Annotated in this window: 17 protein-coding genes; 13 read left to right on the top strand and 4 right to left on the bottom strand. The window is 50.0% G+C overall.

Going from position 1 to position 19,963, the window contains the following annotated elements; genetic code table 11:
- Nucleotides 1–14 precede the first annotated feature (14 nt).
- The 7 genes from ACRRNK_RS19695 to ACRRNK_RS19665 all read left to right on the top strand — a co-directional run bounded on the left by ACRRNK_RS19695 (nt 15) and on the right by ACRRNK_RS19665 (nt 8,516).
- Nucleotides 15–1,247 carry an argininosuccinate synthase gene (locus ACRRNK_RS19695; protein WP_433944297.1) on the top strand — a complete coding sequence of 411 codons (1,233 nt, stop codon included), beginning with the start codon at nt 15–17 and terminating at the stop codon, nt 1,245–1,247.
- 331 nt (nt 1,248–1,578) lie between these two features.
- Nucleotides 1,579–2,994, top strand: coding sequence for an argininosuccinate lyase (argH, locus tag ACRRNK_RS19690; protein WP_433944296.1), 1,416 nt, complete (start codon nt 1,579–1,581; stop codon nt 2,992–2,994).
- Between the two features lie 167 nt (nt 2,995–3,161).
- Nucleotides 3,162–4,607, top strand: coding sequence for a methyl-accepting chemotaxis protein (locus ACRRNK_RS19685; protein WP_433944295.1), 1,446 nt, complete (start codon nt 3,162–3,164; stop codon nt 4,605–4,607).
- A gap of 203 nt (nt 4,608–4,810) precedes the next feature.
- On the top strand, nt 4,811–5,446 hold the full coding sequence (locus ACRRNK_RS19680; protein ID WP_433944294.1) for a YhbD family protein: 636 nt from the start codon (nt 4,811–4,813) through the stop codon (nt 5,444–5,446).
- A gap of 2 nt (nt 5,447–5,448) precedes the next feature.
- Nucleotides 5,449–6,174, top strand: coding sequence for a hypothetical protein (locus ACRRNK_RS19675; RefSeq protein ID WP_433944293.1), 726 nt, complete (start codon nt 5,449–5,451; stop codon nt 6,172–6,174).
- 36 nt (nt 6,175–6,210) lie between these two features.
- Nucleotides 6,211–6,951, top strand: a complete 741-nt coding sequence (locus tag ACRRNK_RS19670) for a hypothetical protein (RefSeq protein ID WP_433944292.1) — start codon at nt 6,211–6,213, stop codon at nt 6,949–6,951.
- A gap of 23 nt (nt 6,952–6,974) precedes the next feature.
- A complete protein-coding gene (locus ACRRNK_RS19665) occupies nt 6,975–8,516 on the top strand; it encodes a DHA2 family efflux MFS transporter permease subunit (RefSeq protein ID WP_433944291.1) in 1,542 nt (513 codons plus the stop codon).
- Between the two features lie 58 nt (nt 8,517–8,574).
- On the opposite strand, the gene ACRRNK_RS19660 is transcribed toward ACRRNK_RS19665, so the two are convergent.
- Nucleotides 8,575–10,032: a VanW family protein gene (locus ACRRNK_RS19660; protein WP_433944290.1), complete on the bottom strand. Its 1,458-nt coding sequence runs from the start codon at nt 10,030–10,032 to the stop codon at nt 8,575–8,577.
- 738 nt (nt 10,033–10,770) lie between these two features.
- Between ACRRNK_RS19660 and ftsE the strand changes: the two genes are divergently transcribed.
- The 5 genes from ftsE to ACRRNK_RS19635 all read left to right on the top strand — a co-directional run bounded on the left by ftsE (nt 10,771) and on the right by ACRRNK_RS19635 (nt 16,829).
- A complete protein-coding gene (ftsE, locus tag ACRRNK_RS19655; RefSeq protein ID WP_433944289.1) occupies nt 10,771–11,457 on the top strand; it encodes a cell division ATP-binding protein FtsE in 687 nt (228 codons plus the stop codon).
- Nucleotides 11,447–12,361, top strand: coding sequence for a permease-like cell division protein FtsX (ftsX, locus tag ACRRNK_RS19650; RefSeq protein ID WP_433944288.1), 915 nt, complete (start codon nt 11,447–11,449; stop codon nt 12,359–12,361). The genes ftsE and ftsX overlap by 11 nt, the downstream gene beginning before the upstream one ends.
- A 57-nt stretch (nt 12,362–12,418) precedes the next feature.
- Nucleotides 12,419–13,702, top strand: a complete 1,284-nt coding sequence (locus ACRRNK_RS19645) for a murein hydrolase activator EnvC family protein (RefSeq protein WP_433944287.1) — start codon at nt 12,419–12,421, stop codon at nt 13,700–13,702.
- Between the two features lie 261 nt (nt 13,703–13,963).
- Complete coding sequence (locus tag ACRRNK_RS19640; RefSeq protein ID WP_433944286.1) at nt 13,964–15,436, top strand: S41 family peptidase; 1,473 nt, start codon at nt 13,964–13,966, stop codon at nt 15,434–15,436.
- A gap of 76 nt (nt 15,437–15,512) precedes the next feature.
- Nucleotides 15,513–16,829 carry a PDZ domain-containing protein gene (locus ACRRNK_RS19635; protein ID WP_433944285.1) on the top strand — a complete coding sequence of 439 codons (1,317 nt, stop codon included), beginning with the start codon at nt 15,513–15,515 and terminating at the stop codon, nt 16,827–16,829.
- 206 nt (nt 16,830–17,035) lie between these two features.
- On the opposite strand, the gene ACRRNK_RS19630 is transcribed toward ACRRNK_RS19635, so the two are convergent.
- Nucleotides 17,036–17,206: a hypothetical protein gene (locus tag ACRRNK_RS19630; protein ID WP_433944284.1), complete on the bottom strand. Its 171-nt coding sequence runs from the start codon at nt 17,204–17,206 to the stop codon at nt 17,036–17,038.
- Nucleotides 17,207–17,334: 128 nt separating this feature from the next.
- Here ACRRNK_RS19630 and ACRRNK_RS19625 point away from each other — a divergent pair, with 128 nt between their 5' ends.
- The gene (locus tag ACRRNK_RS19625) at nt 17,335–17,586 is read left to right on the top strand and encodes a hypothetical protein (protein WP_433944283.1); all 252 of its coding nucleotides are present in this window, start codon (nt 17,335–17,337) and stop codon (nt 17,584–17,586) included.
- A gap of 469 nt (nt 17,587–18,055) precedes the next feature.
- Here the strand turns inward: ACRRNK_RS19625 and ACRRNK_RS19620 are convergent, their stop codons facing one another.
- Nucleotides 18,056–18,877, bottom strand: a complete 822-nt coding sequence (locus ACRRNK_RS19620; protein WP_433944282.1) for a flagellar motor protein MotB — start codon at nt 18,875–18,877, stop codon at nt 18,056–18,058.
- Complete coding sequence (locus ACRRNK_RS19615) at nt 18,874–19,659, bottom strand: flagellar motor protein (protein ID WP_433944281.1); 786 nt, start codon at nt 19,657–19,659, stop codon at nt 18,874–18,876. Before ACRRNK_RS19615 ends, ACRRNK_RS19620 begins: the two co-directional genes overlap by 4 nt.
- Between the last annotated feature and the right edge of the window lie 304 nt (nt 19,660–19,963).

Below are 19,963 nucleotides of genomic sequence, written 5' to 3'. Positions count from 1 at the left end.
GGACACTGAATATCATGGCAAAAGAAAAAATCGTACTGGCGTACTCAGGCGGACTGGATACGTCGGTCATTCTAAAGTGGCTGAAAGAGACCTATGATGCCGAGATTATCGCGTTCACGGCAGATATCGGTCAGAAGGAAGAATTGGACGGGCTGGAGGCAAAAGCACTGGCTACCGGCGCTTCCAAAGTGTACATCGATGATCTGCGTGATGAATTCGCACAGGATTTCATCTATCCGATGTTCCAGGCGGGTGCCCAATATGAGGGCCAATATCTGCTCGGTACAAGTATCGCCCGTCCGCTGATTGCGAAGCGTATGGTCGATATCGCCCGTGCGGAAGGTGCAACAGCTATTGCCCACGGAGCGACAGGCAAAGGGAACGACCAAGTGCGCTTTGAGCTTGCGGCAGCGGCCCTTGCTCCAGAGATTAATGTAATCGCGCCTTGGCGCCTAAGTGAGTTCCGCGACCGCTTCCCGGGCCGCGCAGAGATGATTGCTTATGCGGAAGAGCATGGCATTCCGGTAACGGCTTCGGCAGCCAAGCCTTATTCGACCGACCGTAACCTGCTGCACATCAGCTATGAGAGCGGAGTGCTTGAGGACCCTTGGTTCGATGCGAGTGCAGAGGACAGCAAGGACATGTACCTGCTGAGTGTATCCCCGGAAGACGCGCCGAATGAAGCGGAATATGTAGAGCTTGAATTTGTTCAAGGCAACGTGGTTGCCGTGAATGGCGAGAAGCTCAGCCCGCTGGGCGTGATGGAGACCCTCAATGAGCTCGGCGGCAAGCACGGCATCGGACGTGTTGATATGGTTGAGAACCGTTTTGTCGGTATGAAGAGCCGAGGCGTGTATGAGACTCCGGGCGGAACCATCCTCTTCACGGCACACCGGAAGATGGAGTCCCTCACGATGGACCGCGAAGTCATGAACCTTCGTGACAGTCTGATTACACGGTATAGCACGCTCGTATACAATGGCTTCTGGTTCGCTCCTGAACGTCTTGCTCTGCAAGCGCTGGTTAACGAAAGCCAGAAGAACGTATCGGGAACCGTACGTCTGAAGCTGTACAAAGGCAATGTCATTGGTGCGGGTGTGAAGAGCCCGGTCAGCTTGTATAACCCGGATATTGCTACCATGGAAGCTGATCCAACTCAAGCTTATGACCAAGGTGACGCTACCGGATTCATCCGCTTGAATGCCCTGCGGCTTAAAGTAAGCTCCGGCGTTGAGCAGAATAAGTAATTATATTACTAAATAAGTTGAACTTATGATTTACCATTGGCAAGAGTGTGAAATGATTCTGGAGAAGCGAAGCATTCGCCTACAAGCTTTCTGAAAGAAAGCTACATCGGAAGCATATCCTTTGTGACCGGATTTCTACCTAATAAATTTAATTAAGAAATCTGGGAACAACAGCGATCGGAAGAACATTTCACACGGCCGCCCTAAGTGTAAATCGATAATTCAACTTATTTAGAACTTAGAAAATAATTATAAATACAGCATAACCATGAGGCCGTTCTCATCATCGGGAGCGGCCCGTGGTCTGCATTCAGAAGAAGGAGTGGATTTAGTGAGCAAGCTGTGGGGAGGCCGTTTTACGAAGCAGACGAATCGTCTGGTAGAAGAGTACACTGCTTCGATCGGTTTTGATAAAGCGCTGGCTGAGGAGGATGTTCAAGGAAGTCTGGCGCACGTGAGCATGCTGGGGAAATGCGGCATCCTGCCGTCTGAAGACGTTGACCGGATCAAGGAAGGTCTTCATCTCGTTCTGAACAAGATCCGCCGCGGTGAAATTGAATTCTCCGTCGGAGATGAAGACATCCATATGAATATTGAGAAGAATCTGATCGAGGAGATTGGCTCAGTAGGCGGGAAGCTGCATACGGGACGCAGCCGTAACGATCAGGTGGCTACTGACATGCACTTGTATTTGCGTAAGCGCGTAGTTGAAGTAACCGGACTTCTTCATGCCGTGCAGGAGGCCTTGATTGGACAGGCTAAAGCTAATCTGGATACGATCGTTCCAGGATATACGCATCTGCAGCGGGCACAGCCGATTCTGTTCGCCCACCATTTGATGGCTTATGTCTCCATGTTCCAGCGCGATATTGAGCGTTTCCAGGACAGCTACAAGCGGGTGAATGTACTTCCTCTGGGCGCTGGCGCGCTGGCAGGAACAACTTTCCCGATTGACCGTCATTTTGTGGCTGAGCAGCTCAATTTTGATGCGGTATATGAGAACAGCCTGGATGCGGTCAGTGACCGGGACTTCATTCTGGAATTCCTGTCGAATTCCTCTATTCTAATGATGCATCTGTCCCGCTTGTGTGAGGAACTGGTTCTCTGGAGCAGCACGGAATTCCGCTTTGTAGAACTTGACGATGCTTACTGTACAGGCAGCAGCATCATGCCGCAGAAGAAGAACCCGGATGTGGCCGAGCTTGTACGCGGGAAGACCGGCCGTGTATACGGCAATCTGGTTGGACTGCTCACCGTGCTGAAATCCCTTCCTCTGGCTTACAACAAAGACATGCAGGAAGATAAAGAAGGCATGTTCGATACCGTGGCTACCCTTGAAGGCGCACTGCAGCTGTTCGCAGGCATGATTGCTACGATGAAGGTCAACAAGCAGCGCATGCGTGAAGCTGTGAACCAGGACTTCTCGAATGCGACCGATATTGCGGACTTCCTTGTCGGCAAAGGCCTCCCTTTCCGTCAGGCTCACGAGGTTATTGGAAAGACGGTGCTCTACTGCATTCAGAACAACAAGTATTTGCTTGATCTGACGCTGGATGAGTTCAAGACCTTCTCTCCGCTGTTCGATGACAGCATTTACGGTGTCCTTCAGCCAGAGACGGTAGTTAACGCCCGTAATGTATACGGAGGAACGGCATCGAGTCAGGTTGCCGAGGCTATTTCCAGAGCTGGAGAGAAGCTAACGGCTACCGAGCAATGGGTGACTGAGTATATTGAGAAGAGTAAATAGAACGTGAATATACAGGATTCTCGCAGGACCTTAGGTTCAGCGGGGGTCCTTTTTTATATTCATAGGCAGTTGGAGTTAGGCAGCGAGCAGGGCGAGAAGGGAATACATAATGTTTTTAATGGAATATGCCGATATATAAATTAAAAAACGTGGGGAGTATGAACCTTATGTCTGACAAATTACTGGCACTTCATCAACGCAACAAACTGATGGTATGGCTCCTGTGCGGAGCGTTATTACTCGGTATCGGGGTCTCCGCTTCTAACCATTTCAGGGTAACACTGGCTATAAGCGGATTACCTATCTGTATTCTATGTGTACTTTTGATATGGAAAAGGACCGCAGTCCGCTATGTAATGTATCTGGTGTCTATAGGGCTTAGCTTGATCACGTTCTTCTTTATCGAGGCTAGCGAGGCATTCAGCGGCTATTTTTTGGTCTTCCTGTCATTTGCGATCATCTCGATCTATCATAACTATCGTCCCCTTCTCCTGAATGGCCTCATAGCCATGGGGATGACGACCTATTTCGTCCTGACAAAAGAAACCTTCAAGGGTGAAAGTGTATTTTATATGAATGCATATATCTTCGTCATCCTGGGTGCGTTAATAGCCCAGAGTCTTATCGGGGCGAAAATGAAAGGCCAGCAGGAAGCCAGCGCAGCCGAATCGGCTTCCGCCAAGGAAAGAACGGAGAAGGTGTTGGTAGAGGTGAAGGATTCGGTCCATGTGCTTGGGTCGTCGATTACCAACCTTCAGAAGAATGCAGCAGACACAGGGGAAATATCGGGTCAGGTTGTTCTGGCTTTCAATGAGATCGCCAGTGGCATTGCTACGCAGTCCGTCAGTGTCTCGGATATTTCGGAAGCTATGGAGCAGGTGAATCAGAATGTAAGTGCCGCCACAGAGGCTTCTGTTAATCTGAGTGATAAATCCAGGGTTACCGCTGAATTCACAACTCAAGGCCAAGGTCAAATGAAGGATCTGGCTAGTAAAATCAATCAGATTGATCATATCGTCTCGGATACCTCGGAGGTCATGGAAGAGGTCAATCAAGAGAATCAGAAGATTGGTAGTATCGTAGAAATGATCGGAGAAATTGCGAACCAGACGAATCTGCTCTCTCTCAATGCTTCCATCGAAGCGGCCCGGGCAGGCGAGCACGGGCAAGGGTTCTCAGTCGTTGCAACCGAGATCCGCAAGCTGGCTCAGCATGCGCACGAGGCCTCAGCCGAGATTGCAAATATCCTGGCAACCATACAGAGCCGAATCGCGCAGGCTTCCAGTTTGGTAGGAGATGGTCTCCACGTTGTGACAGAAGGGAAGGAGTCAGTCCAGCGTGTGGAACAGCTATTTGACGGAATCCATGCCAACACGGCCGAGGTGCTCCGGCAGGCTGAACAAATTCGTGATATGAATACCCAATTGCAGCAGTCCTCTCAGACGGTTCTTCAAGAGGTGACCACCGTGGCTGCATTTACGGAGGAATCAGCGGCTTCGGTTGAAGAGGTGCTGGCAAGCTCGCATGCTCAGCAGCAGCATGTCGTGGATATTGTCGACTATATCAAACAATTAAATGAAATGATGAGCAAGCTTGAAGAGGTAATTAAGTAACGTAGAGGAGCTTTATTCTATTCAAATAAGTATGGAAAGCAAGCCATAGTCGACCCTATCATATAAGCGGCAATCCAGAGCAGGATGTTCTGGATTGCCGTTTTTTATTGTTTTTCTGAGAAAAACTGATTTGCAAATAAGTGTATTGCATAACGTAACAATGTTATGTTACACTGATTTTGCTAAAAGGAGGAATCGTACTTATGAATGATGATTTGATCTCCAAAAAAGAACTGTTGGACCTTACCGGGATCTCCTATGGGCAGCTGTACCGCTGGAAGCGTAAAAGCCTGATTCCAGAGGAATGGTTTATTCGAAAGTCTTCTTTTACGGGACAGGAGACCTTTTTCCCTAAAGAGAAGATCCTCTCCCGGATTGATAAAATAATCAACATGAAAGACGGGCTCTCCCTCGATGAGCTAGCTGACGTCTTCTCACCCAGCCTGAAAGAAATCTCTCTGACAGCTGAACAACTATTGGAACGTAACATTGTTACTTCCATTGCGCTGGATGTGTATCTAAAGACGACCGGGCATGAAGGTCCCTTCATGTTCGAGAAGATTCTGTCCGTATTCGTTCTGGAGCGGCTGCTGAGAAGCGGAGATATTTCACTGGATGAAGGGAAGCTGCTGATTCAGACTCTTACAGAGCACTACCCGGCCTTTGCGGGCAGGGACTGTGAGCTGATGCTTATTCGCAAGATGGGGGTAGCGGCATTTATTTTATTGTCCAGAAATAGCGAGATTTATTTTGACCAGGGTGTGAAGGAAGTTGTCCGGCTATCAATGGCTCAGACTACGGAAGAACTTAAGCTGAAAATTGGAGAAGGCGGGGAATAACTGTGGAGCAATCTATACGCGATATGAAGATTAATGGTGTGGGGAAAGCCTCGGGAGGCCGCTACAACCGCGTCCTGCTTGATGGGATTGGGACAATTAACGGTGAAGTTCAGTGTGAAGAGCTGCAGTGTAATGGCCAGATGAAGCTGAATGCGCAGCTTACAGCCGAGAGAATCACCATTAACGGAACCGGCAAGATTACGGGACCTGTGCAAAGTGGGGATTTTCGTACGGATGGGATGCTGGATGTGGAGCAAGAGGTTCGCTTCAACAAGCTGGTGCTGAATGGCATACTCAAGTGTGGTGCGGGGGCGAGCGGTGAGCAGGCAGAGATCTATGGCACCCTAAAGCTTAAAGAGGACCTGCAGTGTGAGACTCTTGAGGTTAGAGGGAATCTTCAGGTGGAAGGGCTTTTGAACGCAGATACGATTAAGATTGAGATGATCGGTAAATGCAATGTGCGGGAAATAGGTGGGGAGCACATCATGGTTCGTAAGCTTAACAAGGCCCCTGGGCTGCTCGAAATGTTCTCTGGCAAGCTGCTCGGTTCCAGACTTACGGCGGATGTGATTGAGGGCGATGAGATTGAGCTTGAGTATACAAAGGCCCGCGTGGTGCGCGGTAGCCGGGTGCGCATAGGTCCTGGCTGCGAGATTGATTATGTTGAATATAAAGAAACCTATGAGGCTGACCCGAAGTCAGATGTATCCAAAGCTAAACATGTATGAAGAAAGAGACACTTCGGCACAAAGGAGCGATAAGTCATGGAAGGAAAGAATACGTTACAGGAACGACCGGATGTGAGGATCGTAGGCAGCGGCGGATCGGCCGGAGGATTAGTCGGGAAGCTGAGTATTGTAGGTGATGGAGAACTGAATGGGGACATTGATGCTCTAAGCTTCAAGTGTACGGGGAATGCGGTCGTCTACGGAAAGCTGAAGACGGGATCCTTAAAGCTTACAGGGGAACTGGTTATCCATGGCTCTCTTGAGGGAGAAAAGCTGCGAACTACAGGCAAACTGCAAGTGGGCGGGGATCTATATGCCAAGGCTTCTAAGCTAAGCGGTGAGACTATTGCCCAAGGACAAATAAACGGTGAACAAATTGAATTGTCCGGTTATAATACCGTTAGAGGAGGCTGTCAGGCAGAAGAGTTCAAGCTCCATGGCTCCGTGCATATGGATGGGATGCTGAATGCGGAGACTATTGAGATGAAGCTGCTTGGAGACAGCCGGATCAAGGAAATCGGCGGAGGTCAGATTCGAATTAAGCCTTCTGGCGGCGTTTGGGCCGTTCTAGGCATGTTCAATAACGGCGGATTGAAGCGGCTTAGTGTTGATTCCATAGAGGGCGATATTATAGAACTGGAGAATACCGAAGCTAGATTTGTGCGGGGAAGTAAAGTTACAATCGGTCCGGGCTGTAAGATAGGCTTGGTTGAATATATAGAGTCATTTCATCAGGATACAACCTCTAAGATAGAGCAGTGTAACCAAATAGGATAGGGAAAAGGAGAAATTAATAAACAATGGAAGTGAAAAAGAAAAATATGGGCCTGGTTCTAGCGGGTCTGCTGCTCGGTATTCTGATGGCATCGATGGATAATACCATTGTAGCTACGGCCATGGGAGATATCGTCGGCAAGCTGGGCGGACTGGACAAATTCGTCTGGGTGACCTCGGCTTACATGGTTGCAGAGATGGCGGGAATGCCGATTTTCGGTAAGCTGTCAGATATGTACGGAAGGAAAAGGTTCTTTATATTCGGTATCCTCGTGTTCATGCTCGGCTCCGTGCTGTGCGGAACGGCAACGTCTATCGTTGAGCTAAGTATTTACCGTGCGATTCAGGGTATTGGGGGCGGAGCGCTTGTTCCAATCGCTTTCACCATCATGTTCGATGCTGTTCCGATGGAGTCCAGAGGTAAGCTGGGCGGCCTGTTCGGTGCCGTGTTCGGCCTTTCAAGTATCTTTGGGCCTCTCCTGGGTGCTTATTTGACAGAGTATGCGCAGTGGGAGTGGATTTTCTATATTAATCTGCCGCTGGGCTTGATTGCCTTCGTATTTATCGCATTCTTCTATCACGAATCACGTCAGCATGCCAAGCAGCAGATCGACTGGGCCGGGGCGATTACCCTGATTGCGGCTGTCGTCTGTCTTATGTTCGCTCTTGAACTTGGCGGTAAGAAGTATGCTTGGGATTCGTGGCAAATTCTTGGCTTGTTCGCAGGCTTCGCGGTTCTCGCTATCTTGTTCCTCATTGCAGAGAGTAAGGCGAAAGAGCCGATTATCTCATTCAAAATGTTCAAAAGCCAGATTTACTGGTCAAGTAACGTAATTGGTATTCTTAGCGGCGCTGCCTTTATCACCGCGTCGGTGTACATCCCGATCTTCATCCAAGGAGTACTCGGAGGCAAACCAACGAACTCCGGACTTGTGCTCCTGCCAATGATGCTGGGTTCGGTTGTGACAGCAACGATGGGCGGTTTCCTGATGACTAAGCTCAAATACCGCACCATCATGATTCCTACCCTAGCTCTGCTTATTGTTGGAATTGGCTTGCTCACTACATTGAATGAGTCCACAACCCTGTGGACCCTGCGCTTCTTCATGATTCTTGTGGGCCTTGGAATCGGGGCTTCGTTCTCCGTGCTCAGTAACGCAGCAATCCACTCAGTGAAGCCGCAGGAACGCGGCTCTGCGAGCTCAACGCTGAACTTCCTGCGTTCCCTTGGGATGACGCTTGGCATCACGGTATTTGGTATCATCCAGAGTCATATGTTCACGAAAAAGCTTGCCGAATCGATGAGCGCAGCAGGTGGAGCGGCAGGCGAACTTCCTAAAGAGCTGGATCTGAAAGATCCGCACGCGCTGCTGTCTCCAGAGGCTCGTAAATTGATACCTCCGCAAATTCTGGAGAACATCTCGACAGCCATGTCGTCCTCCATCGTGCAGACTTTCGTATGGGCTATCATTCCGGCTGCCCTGGCCCTACTTGCGGCATTCTTCATGGGCCGGGATAAGATGGACCCGCGGGCCGAGCTTGAAGGAGAGTATCAGGCGGGACATTAACACAAGAAGTTAAGAGGACTCTACGCACAGACCTTGGTCTTGCGTAGAGTCCTTTTTGTCATGATCCGGGGAATATCGGACCCTTTACGCCATCTTCGATCAGAGGGGCTTGTGAACCTTTGGGTTCAGAAGGAGTCATGTTCTTAGCAGGCATGTTGATCGCGATAATAGTCGGCTGAGGGCTGTAGGTGTCCCTGGATATTTTACGAGTCTCCGCGATCTTCCCGTTTACATACTTAATTCGATAAGTCTCGACGATATAGCCAATCTTGCCCTGCTGAATAACCTCTTGCTCCCCTAGCGCAAGCGTATTGTTCTTGATGAACTTCTGCGGGATGGGCAGGACCTTCACAGTCCGGGAGTCCAGTCTGTAGGTGATATTGCCGGGAATATCCCCGAATAGCTTGATGTTCAGATTGTTCGAATTGAGGGTAGCCTTAATCAGAATATAATGGGAGGTTGTATTCTTGAAGCGGAAATTAATGAATCCCTTGGCAAAAGTAGCGTCCTGCCCCTTAGGTAAATAGCTGACCGGAAGGGAGTGATTGCGCCGCTCCACAATGCCAAGCCCAGCTTGGATCGCTGCATTGTACAGCGTGCTGGAGACTTGACAGATTCCCCCGCCAATTCCGGGGACGAGCTTGCCTTGCACAATCACCGGCGCAGGCTGGAAGCCGTACTCCGCTTCAGCTTGATCAATCACTTTGGCATAATCGAATACATCCCCGGGAGCGAGCAGCATGCCGTCGATTACCTGGGCGGCAGCTTCTATGTTATGCAGCCTGCCCGCCTTACTGGATGCAAGTGCAGTGGTGAATTCGGATATTTTGCGCTGGATCCCTTGGCTCTTAAGCGTGTCCAAGGTTACGGCAGGGCTTTGTTCGGTTAGAGCGACCGGAATGAGGCTGGGTGATCCCTTACCCGCTATATCTTTCGCAGATAGGGGAATAGACTGCTTGAAGGTCTCTTCGAATACCGTCCAGTCAATTCGTGTAACAGATCTCCCGGGCTCATAGCTAATGCGGTCATCCGGTCCGATGATCCGCTGGGCGTTGATGGCCTCCCCGAACTGCTTGGCCTCCCAGGAAGGACTGAATGTCCTACGGAGGCTGCTTTTATCCCAATGAGCCGTTAGATTCCACTGCTTGGCCAGATGCCATCTGGCTGATGCGCGGCTCCACACAGAACCCTGGGTAAGCTGCTTCACTGCATCTATCCAATTCTCGGCTGTATAGTGAACTCCCGCCCGTTTCCAGTCGGACACAACTTCCAGCTTGGGGCTATTCCCTGACTCGGGGACGGTGAACAGAACGGGGGTACGCTCCAGTCTGGATATATCCTCACTTAGTTTCTTCTCAGCCGCTTGGAAGGGTAATCCTCCGATATTCACTCCGCCCACCTGCACTCCTGAAGGCACGGTAGTTCTCGCGGCGTACAGCTGCAGAAGCCCATAGACAACGGCCGTAGTCAGCAGAAGGGAGATCAGGATAATCAAAAGAATATGAAGCTTTTTCATTCGTATCACCCTTTATGATTGTTGTGGAACAGTTAAGCTTAAGCAGCATGGCGTCCGATATATTAGGAGGAGCTATCTAAGGCTCAGAGAAAAATTCACATTTTGGGTCCGGTCGTAACTACAGCGAATGCTTGAACTTCCGGCCGCTGCCCGCCCCCAGATTTCCTGATTTGAAACTCGGGCGGATGAAATCGGGAGACAAAAAGCATATGCTTCCGATGTAGCTTTCTTTCAGAAAGCCCAAAGTATATGCTTCCGATGTAGCTTTCTTTCAGAAAGCCAAAGTATATGCTTCCGATGTAGCTTTCTTTCAGAAAGCTTGTAGGCGGTCGCTTACGCTCCTACAGTTCCAAGCTTCCCTTTCGTTACTTCTCCACGGATGTTATTTTATTAACGGCGTTTTATATAGAGCCTCAAGCCTGGAAATGGCTGCTTACTGAGCACCGTTACATTCGTGTGAACAAAGGGACTTAAGCTATGTATATGTCAAAAGAATGGAAACTTGCGGGTACTCAAATGGTAACAAATTTGTTACAATGGTTAACGGACTGATGAAATTACTCATCTTTTAAAGGATTTGGCTGGAACATGTCGAAGTTTTATAAGCTTGGAACATACCATTCTTGTTAATATATTTGGATGAACTAAAGAAATGAGCACGGAGCTTTTGTTCAATTCATATAGACAGCCTACTTGGATTAATTTCTGTAGAGACATAAATGTTTAGGAAGTGATGCTGTGATAGAAATGCAGGATGTCTGGAAGACTTATGCGAACGGAACACACGCCCTTCAAGGCGTTTCGGTAAAGATTGACCGCAATGAGTTTGTGTATCTCGTCGGTCCCTCAGGAGCAGGGAAGTCTACTTTTATGAAGCTAATTTATAGAGAAGAAATGCCTACCAAAGGTCAGATTTCAGTAAATGGTTTTAACATCGGCAAGCTGAAGCCGCGCAAGATCCCTTATGTCCGCCGGAATATCGGCGTTATTTTTCAGGATTTCAGATTGCTGCCGAAGCTGACGGCATACGAGAATGTAGCCTTTGCGCTTGAAGTTATCGAAGCGCCGAAGAAGATCATCAAGAAGCGGACGCTTGAGGTGCTTGATCTTGTAGGACTGAAGAGCAAGGCGAACCGTGAACCGTCCCAGCTGTCAGGCGGTGAGCAGCAGCGTGTGGCGATTGCGAGAGCGATCGTGAATAATCCGTCCGTGATTATTGCGGACGAGCCTACCGGGAACCTTGACCCCGAGACGTCCTGGGGGATTATGCAGCTGCTGGATGAGATTAATTTTCGAGGAACAACCATTGTCATGGCGACGCACAACAAGGATATCGTGAACACGATGCGTAAGCGGGTCATTGCCATTGAACAGGGTAACATTGTCCGCGACCAGCTGAGAGGAGAGTACGGATATGACTTTTAGAACCTTCTTGCGGCATTTACGGGAAGGTACGAAGAACGTATTCCGTAACGGTTGGATGTCTGTCGCATCAATTACTTCAATTATCGTTTCTCTTTTTATACTCGGCGTATTTATCTTACTTGTGCTGAATGTCAATCAATTCGCCGATGAAGCTGACAGTCAGGTTCAGATTAGTGCGTTCCTGAATTCAAAGGTGGATCAGAAGTCGATCCAGGATATTCAGACTGACATCGGTAATATGCCTGAGGTAAGCCGGGTGACCTTTGTATCAAGATCTCAGGGACTGAAGGATTTCAAGCAGAAGCTGGGAGAGAACGGCAAGGATCTTCTAGAAGGGTATACGGAAGCAACCAACCCGATTCCGGATACGCTCAAAGTAGAAGTGGTTGAGCCGTCTACGGTTCCTTTTGTTGCCAGCAAGATAAGCGCTCTTAACAATAAGTACAAAGCGCCTCCCATTTATAAAGTCAATTATGGTAAGGGTACGATTGAGAAGTTATTCAAAGTAACACGGGCCATCCGCAATATCGGATTTGTATTTGTCATTGGGCTCGGCGTTATGGCGATGTTCCTGATCTCCAATACAATTCGGGTTACGATCCTAGCCCGCCGCCGGGAGATTGGTATTATGAAGCTCGTAGGAGCGACTAATTATTTCATTAGATGGCCTTTCTTTGTTGAAGGCGGACTCATTGGTCTAATAGGATCGGTCATTACCGTAATTGTGCTGTATGCCGGATATCATCAGCTGGTCCAGTCCGTGAGTCAGGATATTACGATCCCGATTCATCTGGTGTCGATTCAGTCGGTTGGACTTCCGCTCGCCGTATTAATTATAGGGATTGGACTGGTTATCGGCATCTGGGGAAGCACTGTATCCATCCGCAAATTCTTAAAAGTGTAGCGATATGGATGAACACTCCATACTATAGATTTTCAAAGAAGGACGGGGAAAATAGAATTGAAAAAATGGTTATCTGTCGTCGTCGTTATGGCTCTAGCCGCTGTTGTCTTTCAGCCTACTGAAGGATACGCCAAGAAAAGAACGATCGATCAGATCGATCACGAGCTTAGACTGCTGCAGCAGCAGGCCAAGGCCGCCAAGAATCAGCAGCAGCAAGCTGAAGTGGATAAGCAGGAAGCTATGCATTACAAGAATAAAGCTACCAATTTCCTTCAGCAGGTTATGGATCAGATCGATACTGTAAGTAACGAGCTTTCCGGTATCACCAGTGAGATCGATAAGACCGAAGATCAGCTGCGTGTTACCGCGGAGAAGATTGACCAGACCCAGAAGCGAATCGATGAGCGGGAGAAGCTGCTGGATTCCCGGGTTCGGCTCATGTATACCGATGGAGCTGTATCCTATCTGGATGTGCTGCTGTCTTCGACAAGCTTTACGGATTTCCTGGATCGGGCGGATTCGCTCCAAGCTATTGCCCAGCAGGATCAGACTATCCTTGCGGATCATAAGAGAGACAAGCAGTTGATTCTAGAGGAGCAGGCCAACCTCAAGACTGCATATGCCAAGGCTAAGGATTTGTACAACGAAGCCGAGTCGCGCAAAGCGATTCTGGCAGCCAAGGAGAAAGAGAAGCAGAAGCTGATCGCGAACTATCAATCTGATATCGAAGAGTCCGATGATATCAGTGCGAAGCAGGATGCGTTGCTGGTGCAGATTGCTTCCAAGAGAGCACAGCTCGGGCAGGAGAAGAACAAGCTTAAAGCAGCTCAAATTTATGCTTATAACCAGAAGAAGAAGAGCAAGACCGTCAAAGTCGCAAGCTCCAGCAGTAGTTCCCACAGCAATTCCAGCAGTTCAAGTTCATCGGGAAGCGGTGAAGGGTTCAAAGGAAATGGCGGCTCCATGGGACTGCCAGTAACGGGTGCTCGCATCTCGTCCCCTTACGGTTATCGGATTCACCCGATCACGGGTGTGAAGAAGCTTCATACGGGAACAGACTTTGCTGTCTCCGAGGGCACGGATGTACATGCGGCAGACAGCGGAAACGTAATCGTGGCCGAGTGGTGGAATGGTTATGGTAACTGCGTCATCATCGATCACGGGAATAATATATGGACCCTATACGGTCATCTTAGTAAGATCAATGTGCAGAAGGGCGACAATGTGAAGCGCGGCGAAGTCATTGCGGAGTCCGGGAATACCGGTGCATCGACAGGTCCCCACCTCCATTTTGAAGTCCGTGTCAATGGTACTCCGGTAGATCCGATGCCATATCTGTAAGCGGTAATAGGTAGAACTCAAGAAACGGTACCTTATTTCCTTCAGGGATACAGGTCCGTTTCTCCTTTTTTCTAGATAAATATTCCGTACAAGCTAAACATATACTATGATGGATATCAAAGGCCTATTATCTGGATGGAATGAACTGAAGAAATGAACGTTTGGATTCCGACAAGTACTTGCAGCGCTAAGTAATCGATCACGCAGTCTTTAGTTCAATCCATCTAGTCAGCCGGATAAGGAAAGGGCGGTGAATGAACCGTGTATAAAGGACGCACAGTGGCTCTGTTCGTTGTGGTAGCCGTGCTTGTAAGCAGTGCGCTTACAATGACGTTAACAGGGAATTGGGGCTTTGTAAGCAACAGTGGTTCACCGGTTAGTGGAATTTTCGCCTCGGTTGGAGGCCAGTCTGCTAGCAAGGAAGATATGAGCAAGATTGAGACCGCGCTTAATCTGGTCAAGAAAAATTATGTGCAGGATGTGGATCAGAACAAGCTCGTCGATGGAGCAATCAACGGGATCATGAGTGCACTTGATGACCCGTTCTCTTCTTATATGGGTAAAGCAACCGCGCAGGAGTTCACTTCCCAGATCCAGGGTTCCTTCTCCGGAATTGGAGCTGAGGTATCCATGGAGAATGGGAACGTTGTTGTGGTATCTCCCATCAAAGGGTCGCCTGCCGAGAAAGCAGGTATTCATGCCAAGGACATTCTGCTATCGGTAAATGGAGAATCCTTTGAAGGACTCAGCCTGAATGAAGCAGTCAGCAAGATCCGCGGGCCGAAAGGCTCAGAGGCCAAAGTGAAGGTCAAGCGTGCCGGTACTGCAGCTCCGCTGGAGTTCGTCATTAAGCGCGACGACATTGCTGTGGAGACCGTTCATGCCCATATGGAGAAAGACAATATTGGTTATATTGAGATCACGGAGTTCTCCATGAATACAGGCAAGCGCTTCGAGAGTGAGCTGAACTCTTTGGAGAGTAAAGGAATGAAAGGGCTTGTCATAGACGTTCGCAACAACCCGGGCGGGGTCTTGTCTGTAGTTATCGACATGGCGCAGCGCTTGATCGGCAAAGACAAGGTCATTGTTCAGGTGGAGAACAAGCAGAAGCAGAGAGAGCAGACGCTGTCCAAAGGCACAGCGAAGACGTACCCGATTGTTGTGCTTACGAACAAAGGAAGCGCCAGCGCATCGGAGATTATGGCGGGCGCACTGAAGGAATCGGCCAATGCCAAGCTGGTTGGGGACACTACTTACGGAAAAGGGACGGTACAGACCAGCTTTGACAAAGAGCTCGGAGATGGTAGTCTGCTGAAGATCACTATCGCCAAATGGCTTACGCCGAACGGGGAATGGATTCATAAGAAAGGCATTAAACCGGACATTGCTGTGTCCCAGCCGGCCTACTTCTCCGTAGCCCCGATCAACAAAGAGAAGACACTTAAATTTGATATGAACAATGAAGACATCAAGAGTGCTCAAGTCATGCTGGACGGACTTGGATATGCCCCGGGACGCAAAGACGGCTACTTTGATGCCAAGACCGTCACGGCTGTTAAGAGCTTCCAAAAGGATAACAAGCTTACAGCAAACGGTGAGATTGATGCCAAGACAGCTGATGCCTTGGAGAAAAGCTTGATCGCTCATATCCGCGATCCGAAGAATGATGTGCAGCTGGGCCGGGCTTTCACCGAAATCCGGAAGGAGATTGCCTCTCCTTCGTCGAATAAATAAGGAGGCTGATTCCAGCCTTCTTTTTTTCTGAATATATACCTACATCCAGCATGAAGCAGAGGAGAGTGCAGATTACTTGGAAATCGTGCTTGAATGGTTATGGAGACTGTCGGATGCCCTTGTGCAATTTCTTGCGCAGCCGTTTTATTATATTTCGATTATCTTGATCATGCTTCAATACAGGAGACAGGTTCAGCTTGAACGCAAGCTGTTCCATGTTCGTCTTCACAGCTGGGGACGCCAGACATGGATTACGCTGCTCGGCGGACTGCTGGCCGGTATTATGGTGTCGCTGATATCCGCCTTCCTGGGAACGACCCTCACCTTTAATGGAGTGCTACTTATTTGGGCGGTCTCTATCGTATTGCTGCTCTTCCGGGTGCGTTATCTATGCTTTGCCTATTCGGTCGGCCTGCTGGGTGTGATCCAGTTCATCTTGAGCTGGTTCCCGGACTTTAACTTAGATGGCTTCGGACAAAATGTCCTTACTGCGGTCCGCGAACTGGACATTCCATCTCTTCTTGCCCTTGTTGCCCTGCTGCATCTTGCTGAGGCGCTGCTCGTCAGATGGCAGGGGGCAGCATTTGCCGGTCCGCTGTTCTATGAGGGCAAGCGGGGAAAAGTGGTGGGTGGCTACCAGATGAAGAGCTTCTGGCCTGTACCACTGTTCCTGCTTATCCCGGCACAGACAACAGGCAGTCTGCTGCCATGGACACCGTTCTTCGGCGGCGATGCTTGGCAGAGCGGCTTCAGCCTGATTGCCCTGCCTGTTGTTATCGGCTTCAGCGAGATGACGGTCAGCGCTCTGCCGAAGAACAAAGCCCGGCTGACCTCTAGCCGCTTGCTGATCTACAGCATCGTTCTGCTCGGGCTTGCGATGCTGGCAGGATGGTGGAGTCCGCTTACTGTTGTGGCTGCGCTTGCTGCATTCGTGCTTCACGAGCTGCTCATATGGTACAGCCGGTTTGAGGAGCAGAACCGCAGTCCGTTCTTCGTTCACCCGCAGCGGGGACTCAAGGTGCTTGCTGTGCTGCCAGGCAGCCCGGCCGAGGAGCTTGGAATTCAGGCAGGAGAAGTTATATTTAAAGTGAACGGCACACCGGTGAATACGAAGGAGCAGCTTCATTCGGGGCTGCGTATGAATCCAGCCTTTTGCAAGCTTGAGGTGCTGAACCAGCAGGGAGAGAGCAAGTTCCTCCAGCGGGCGATCTACGCCGGAGATCATCACCAGCTGGGAGTAATCCTTGCACCGGACGATGACGCCCCGGTGGCTTTAAGGGTCAAGCCGCTGTCGCTGCTTGAGCTGCTGTCACCGCGCCGGGGCGCGGCGGAGCGCAAGGGAAGTTCGAAGGGAAGTCCAAAGGCCGCCGGTGGCGGGACTTTGGACAGGTAGCCAAGCCACCCGTTAGGTAGGCTTGCTGGTTAGTGGTTAAGCCTCAAGGGAGCAGTGAGGCCCGCTTGGTGGTAAAGGTTTAGCCTTAAAAGGGCGCTTAAGGGCCATCTTGATGGCAAGTGGCTGAGCCTCAAGAGCGGAGCAAGCCCCTTTAATATCTAATAGTTAAGCCTCAAGGGGGAATGTTCAATTCACCTTGATGTCAACTAAATCTTAAGAGAAAGAACATGCCAATCGGCATGTTCTTTCTCTTTTCCATTTTCTACCCTTCCAAGGCTGCAGACATGATCTTTCTGCGGCCTTAGCTGCCTAGCGAAGGAGAAGGAAGAGACTTCTCCGAGCAGAGCTCCCGCCCAGAGGGAGGCAGATTTGGTCATGGAGGGGAGATGGCCGAGCAGAAGAAGCGAAGCGTTCGCCTTTATCCACGGATTTCAACCCTGAACAGGGTTAAGAAAATGAGGAAATCCGGGGATAACAGCGATCGTAGGCCGGGCAGCTCACCGTAATGATATCCATCTGCCTCACCTACCAGAGCAGCAGCGAAGCCTGCTCTGCAACGCTTTCTCCTCTACCCACTCCAAGGCCGCGGAGCATGATCTTTCTGCAGCCTTGGGGCGTCCAGCGGGAGGAGGAAGAGCCGCCTCCGAGCTTAGCAGAGAAGAGGGAGAGGCAGAATGAGTCATGGAGGGGAGATGGCCGAGCAGAAGAAGCGAAGCGTTCGCCTTTATCCACGGATTTGAACCCTGATCAGGGTTAGATACAATGAAGAAATCCGGGGATAACAGCGATCGTAGGCCGGGCAGCTCACCGTAATGACATCCATCTGCCTCCCCACCAGAGCAGTGGCGAAGCCTGCGCTGCAACGCTTTCTCCTCTACCCGCCCAAGGCCGCAGAGCATGATCTTTCTGCAGCCTTGTGGTGCCTAGAGGGAGGAGGGAGAGACGCCTCCGAGCGAGGCTCCAACTCAGAGAGAGGCAGATTTGGTCATGGAGGGGGGATGGCCGAGCAGAAGAAGCGAAGCGTTCGCCTTTATCCACGGATTTGAACCCTGAACAGGGTTAGATACAATGAGGAAATCCGGGGATAACAGCGATCGTAAGCCGGGCAGCTCACCGTAATGACCCTCATCTGCCTCCCCTCACTTGAGCAGCAGCACAGCCGGCTCTGACCCTCCTCCCTCGGCAAAAAAGGCCGCAGAAGCAAGCATGCTCTCCGGCCAATCCCTCTATTTTTGCAGCTGTCTTAGCACTGTAATCTCTACGCGCCGGTTCTTCTGTCGGCCCTGCTCGGTTGAGTTATCTCCTGCTGGCCGCGTATCCGCATACCCGGCATACTGGAACTCAGCTGCATTCAGCTTGGCGGTGCCTACGAAATACCGGAGCACTGACAGTGCCCGTGCACCCGATAGCTCCCAGTTATCCGTATAGCGCGAACCCCGGCCTATCGGCTGATTATCCGTGTGGCCTTCAATACTGATCACCGTATTCAGCTTGCGGAACAGGCTGGCAAGCTTGTCCAGCGCCTGGGAAGAGCCTGCCTTGAGATCAGCTTTCCCGACGTCGAAGAGGAAGCGGTCGCTGAGCGTGATCGTAATGCCTTTTGCCAAATCGGCGACAAAGATCTGGTCTTCCAGATTATTGCTCTTGATATACTCCTGGATGACCTTCATCAGACTTTGCAGCTGCTCTTCCTGCTTGCGGAAAGCCTGCTCCCGGTCGGTAAGCGGTTTGGAGCTCCCTGAGTTTCCTGCTTTGTTGGCCGTGCTATTATTCGTTCCGGGTGCTGTGGGGGCGGGGTTCTTGGAACGGTACTTGTCGGCCGAGCCAGTAATCCCCGAGCCTTTTTCAAGCAAAGAGTCACCGTTTTTGAACGTGAGCTGCAGCGATTCCGTAACGATGGCATATTTCTCGACATCAAGCCGGCTCATGGCATACATAATGATGAAGAAAATGAGCAGCAGAGTGATCAGATCCGCATAGGTAATCATCCACCGGTCCTTGGAGTCACCGCCTTCCTGCCGTGTACGACGGTTAAGCCGCTGTCTCATTCCGAGGCCTCCTCAGGCTGCAGGGCTGTGCGTTCTGGTTTCTTGAAGGCGAAGGACTCCAGCTTTTTACGGACCAGCAAGTGATGATCTCCGTTCTGGACCGCCAGAATTCCGTGCAGCAGCATCTCCATACGAAGGATTTCATCTTCGCCTCGGGTTTTGATTTTGGTAGCAATGGGAAGAAAAATAAGGTTGGCACTTGCAACACCATAGAGTGTTGCGGTAAAAGCAAGCGCGATAGACGGACCGAGCATCGTCGGCTCCGTCAGACTCCCCAGCACGTGGATGAGACCCATTACAGTACCGATAATCCCCATAGTAGGGGCATAGCCACCAGCGGTTTCGAATATTTTGGCATAGCCGTTGTAACGGTTCTCCGTGGCATCAATCTCGAACTCCATGATCTGTTTGATCAAGTGCTGGTCCGTTCCGTCGACGACAAGCTGTATACCTTCCTGAAGGAAAGGATCCTCGTGCTGGGCAGCTTGTCTCTCCAGGGCAAGAACCCCGGAGCGCCGCGCTGTGACAGCCATGGATACGATATCTTCAATAATTTGTTCATGATCCTGTCTTCGGGATTTGAATGCAAGGGCAAGGCCATAAGGAATCGTCTTCAGCTTGGAAGCGGGGAAGCTGATTAGTACGGCCGCAAATGTCCCTCCGAAGACAATTAAAGCGGCGGTGAGTTGCATAAGCCCCGAGAATTGTCCGCCTTCCCAGATAAAGCCGCCGACAATGGCAATTAATCCAATTATGATACCAACAAGTGTAGTAACATCCATAGGGTCCATTCACTCCTAGTTCGGACTCTCCATTGCAACCATTTCATGAAAAAGGTATAATGTGATGGGAACAGGCATTCTTATTCATGGAATACAAAGGATTTCCGTGATTTTATTTAGACATCGTATATGGAATGAACTAAAGAAATGAATGTTTAGTTCATTCCATATTGATAAGGGTTATATAAATAATGAGGCGAGTACGCCTCTTTTCTATAGAAATCGACATAATTCGGACAGCTATATATGAACTTAGCACAAAGGTAGCAAGTGTAAATGGGTACAGAATACTATTTTTAGACGA

The organism is Paenibacillus sp. SN-8-1 (assembly GCF_050995535.1).
In the GTDB taxonomy this organism is placed as follows: Bacteria; Bacillota; Bacilli; order Paenibacillales; family Paenibacillaceae; genus Fontibacillus.
Note: the sequence above shows the minus strand (reverse complement) of the source record. Positions and strands in the feature narration are given on the sequence as shown.

What these genes read in the sequence shown, in the direction of transcription:
- ACRRNK_RS19695 (WP_433944297.1), top strand. Translation starts at nt 15, where the DNA reads ATGGCAAAAGAAAAAATCGTACTGGCGTACTCAGGCGGACTGGATACG.
- ACRRNK_RS19685 (WP_433944295.1), top strand. Translation starts at nt 3,162, where the DNA reads ATGTCTGACAAATTACTGGCACTTCATCAACGCAACAAACTGATGGTA.
- ACRRNK_RS19680 (WP_433944294.1), top strand. Translation starts at nt 4,811, where the DNA reads ATGAATGATGATTTGATCTCCAAAAAAGAACTGTTGGACCTTACCGGG.
- ACRRNK_RS19670 (WP_433944292.1), top strand. Translation starts at nt 6,211, where the DNA reads ATGGAAGGAAAGAATACGTTACAGGAACGACCGGATGTGAGGATCGTA.
- ACRRNK_RS19665 (WP_433944291.1), top strand. Translation starts at nt 6,975, where the DNA reads ATGGAAGTGAAAAAGAAAAATATGGGCCTGGTTCTAGCGGGTCTGCTG.
- ACRRNK_RS19660 (WP_433944290.1), bottom strand. Translation starts at nt 10,032, where the DNA reads ATGAAAAAGCTTCATATTCTTTTGATTATCCTGATCTCCCTTCTGCTG.
- ftsX (WP_433944288.1), top strand. Translation starts at nt 11,447, where the DNA reads ATGACTTTTAGAACCTTCTTGCGGCATTTACGGGAAGGTACGAAGAAC.
- ACRRNK_RS19630 (WP_433944284.1), bottom strand. Translation starts at nt 17,206, where the DNA reads ATGACCAAATCTGCCTCCCTCTGGGCGGGAGCTCTGCTCGGAGAAGTC.
- ACRRNK_RS19625 (WP_433944283.1), top strand. Translation starts at nt 17,335, where the DNA reads ATGATATCCATCTGCCTCACCTACCAGAGCAGCAGCGAAGCCTGCTCT.
- ACRRNK_RS19620 (WP_433944282.1), bottom strand. Translation starts at nt 18,877, where the DNA reads ATGAGACAGCGGCTTAACCGTCGTACACGGCAGGAAGGCGGTGACTCC.
- ACRRNK_RS19615 (WP_433944281.1), bottom strand. Translation starts at nt 19,659, where the DNA reads ATGGATGTTACTACACTTGTTGGTATCATAATTGGATTAATTGCCATT.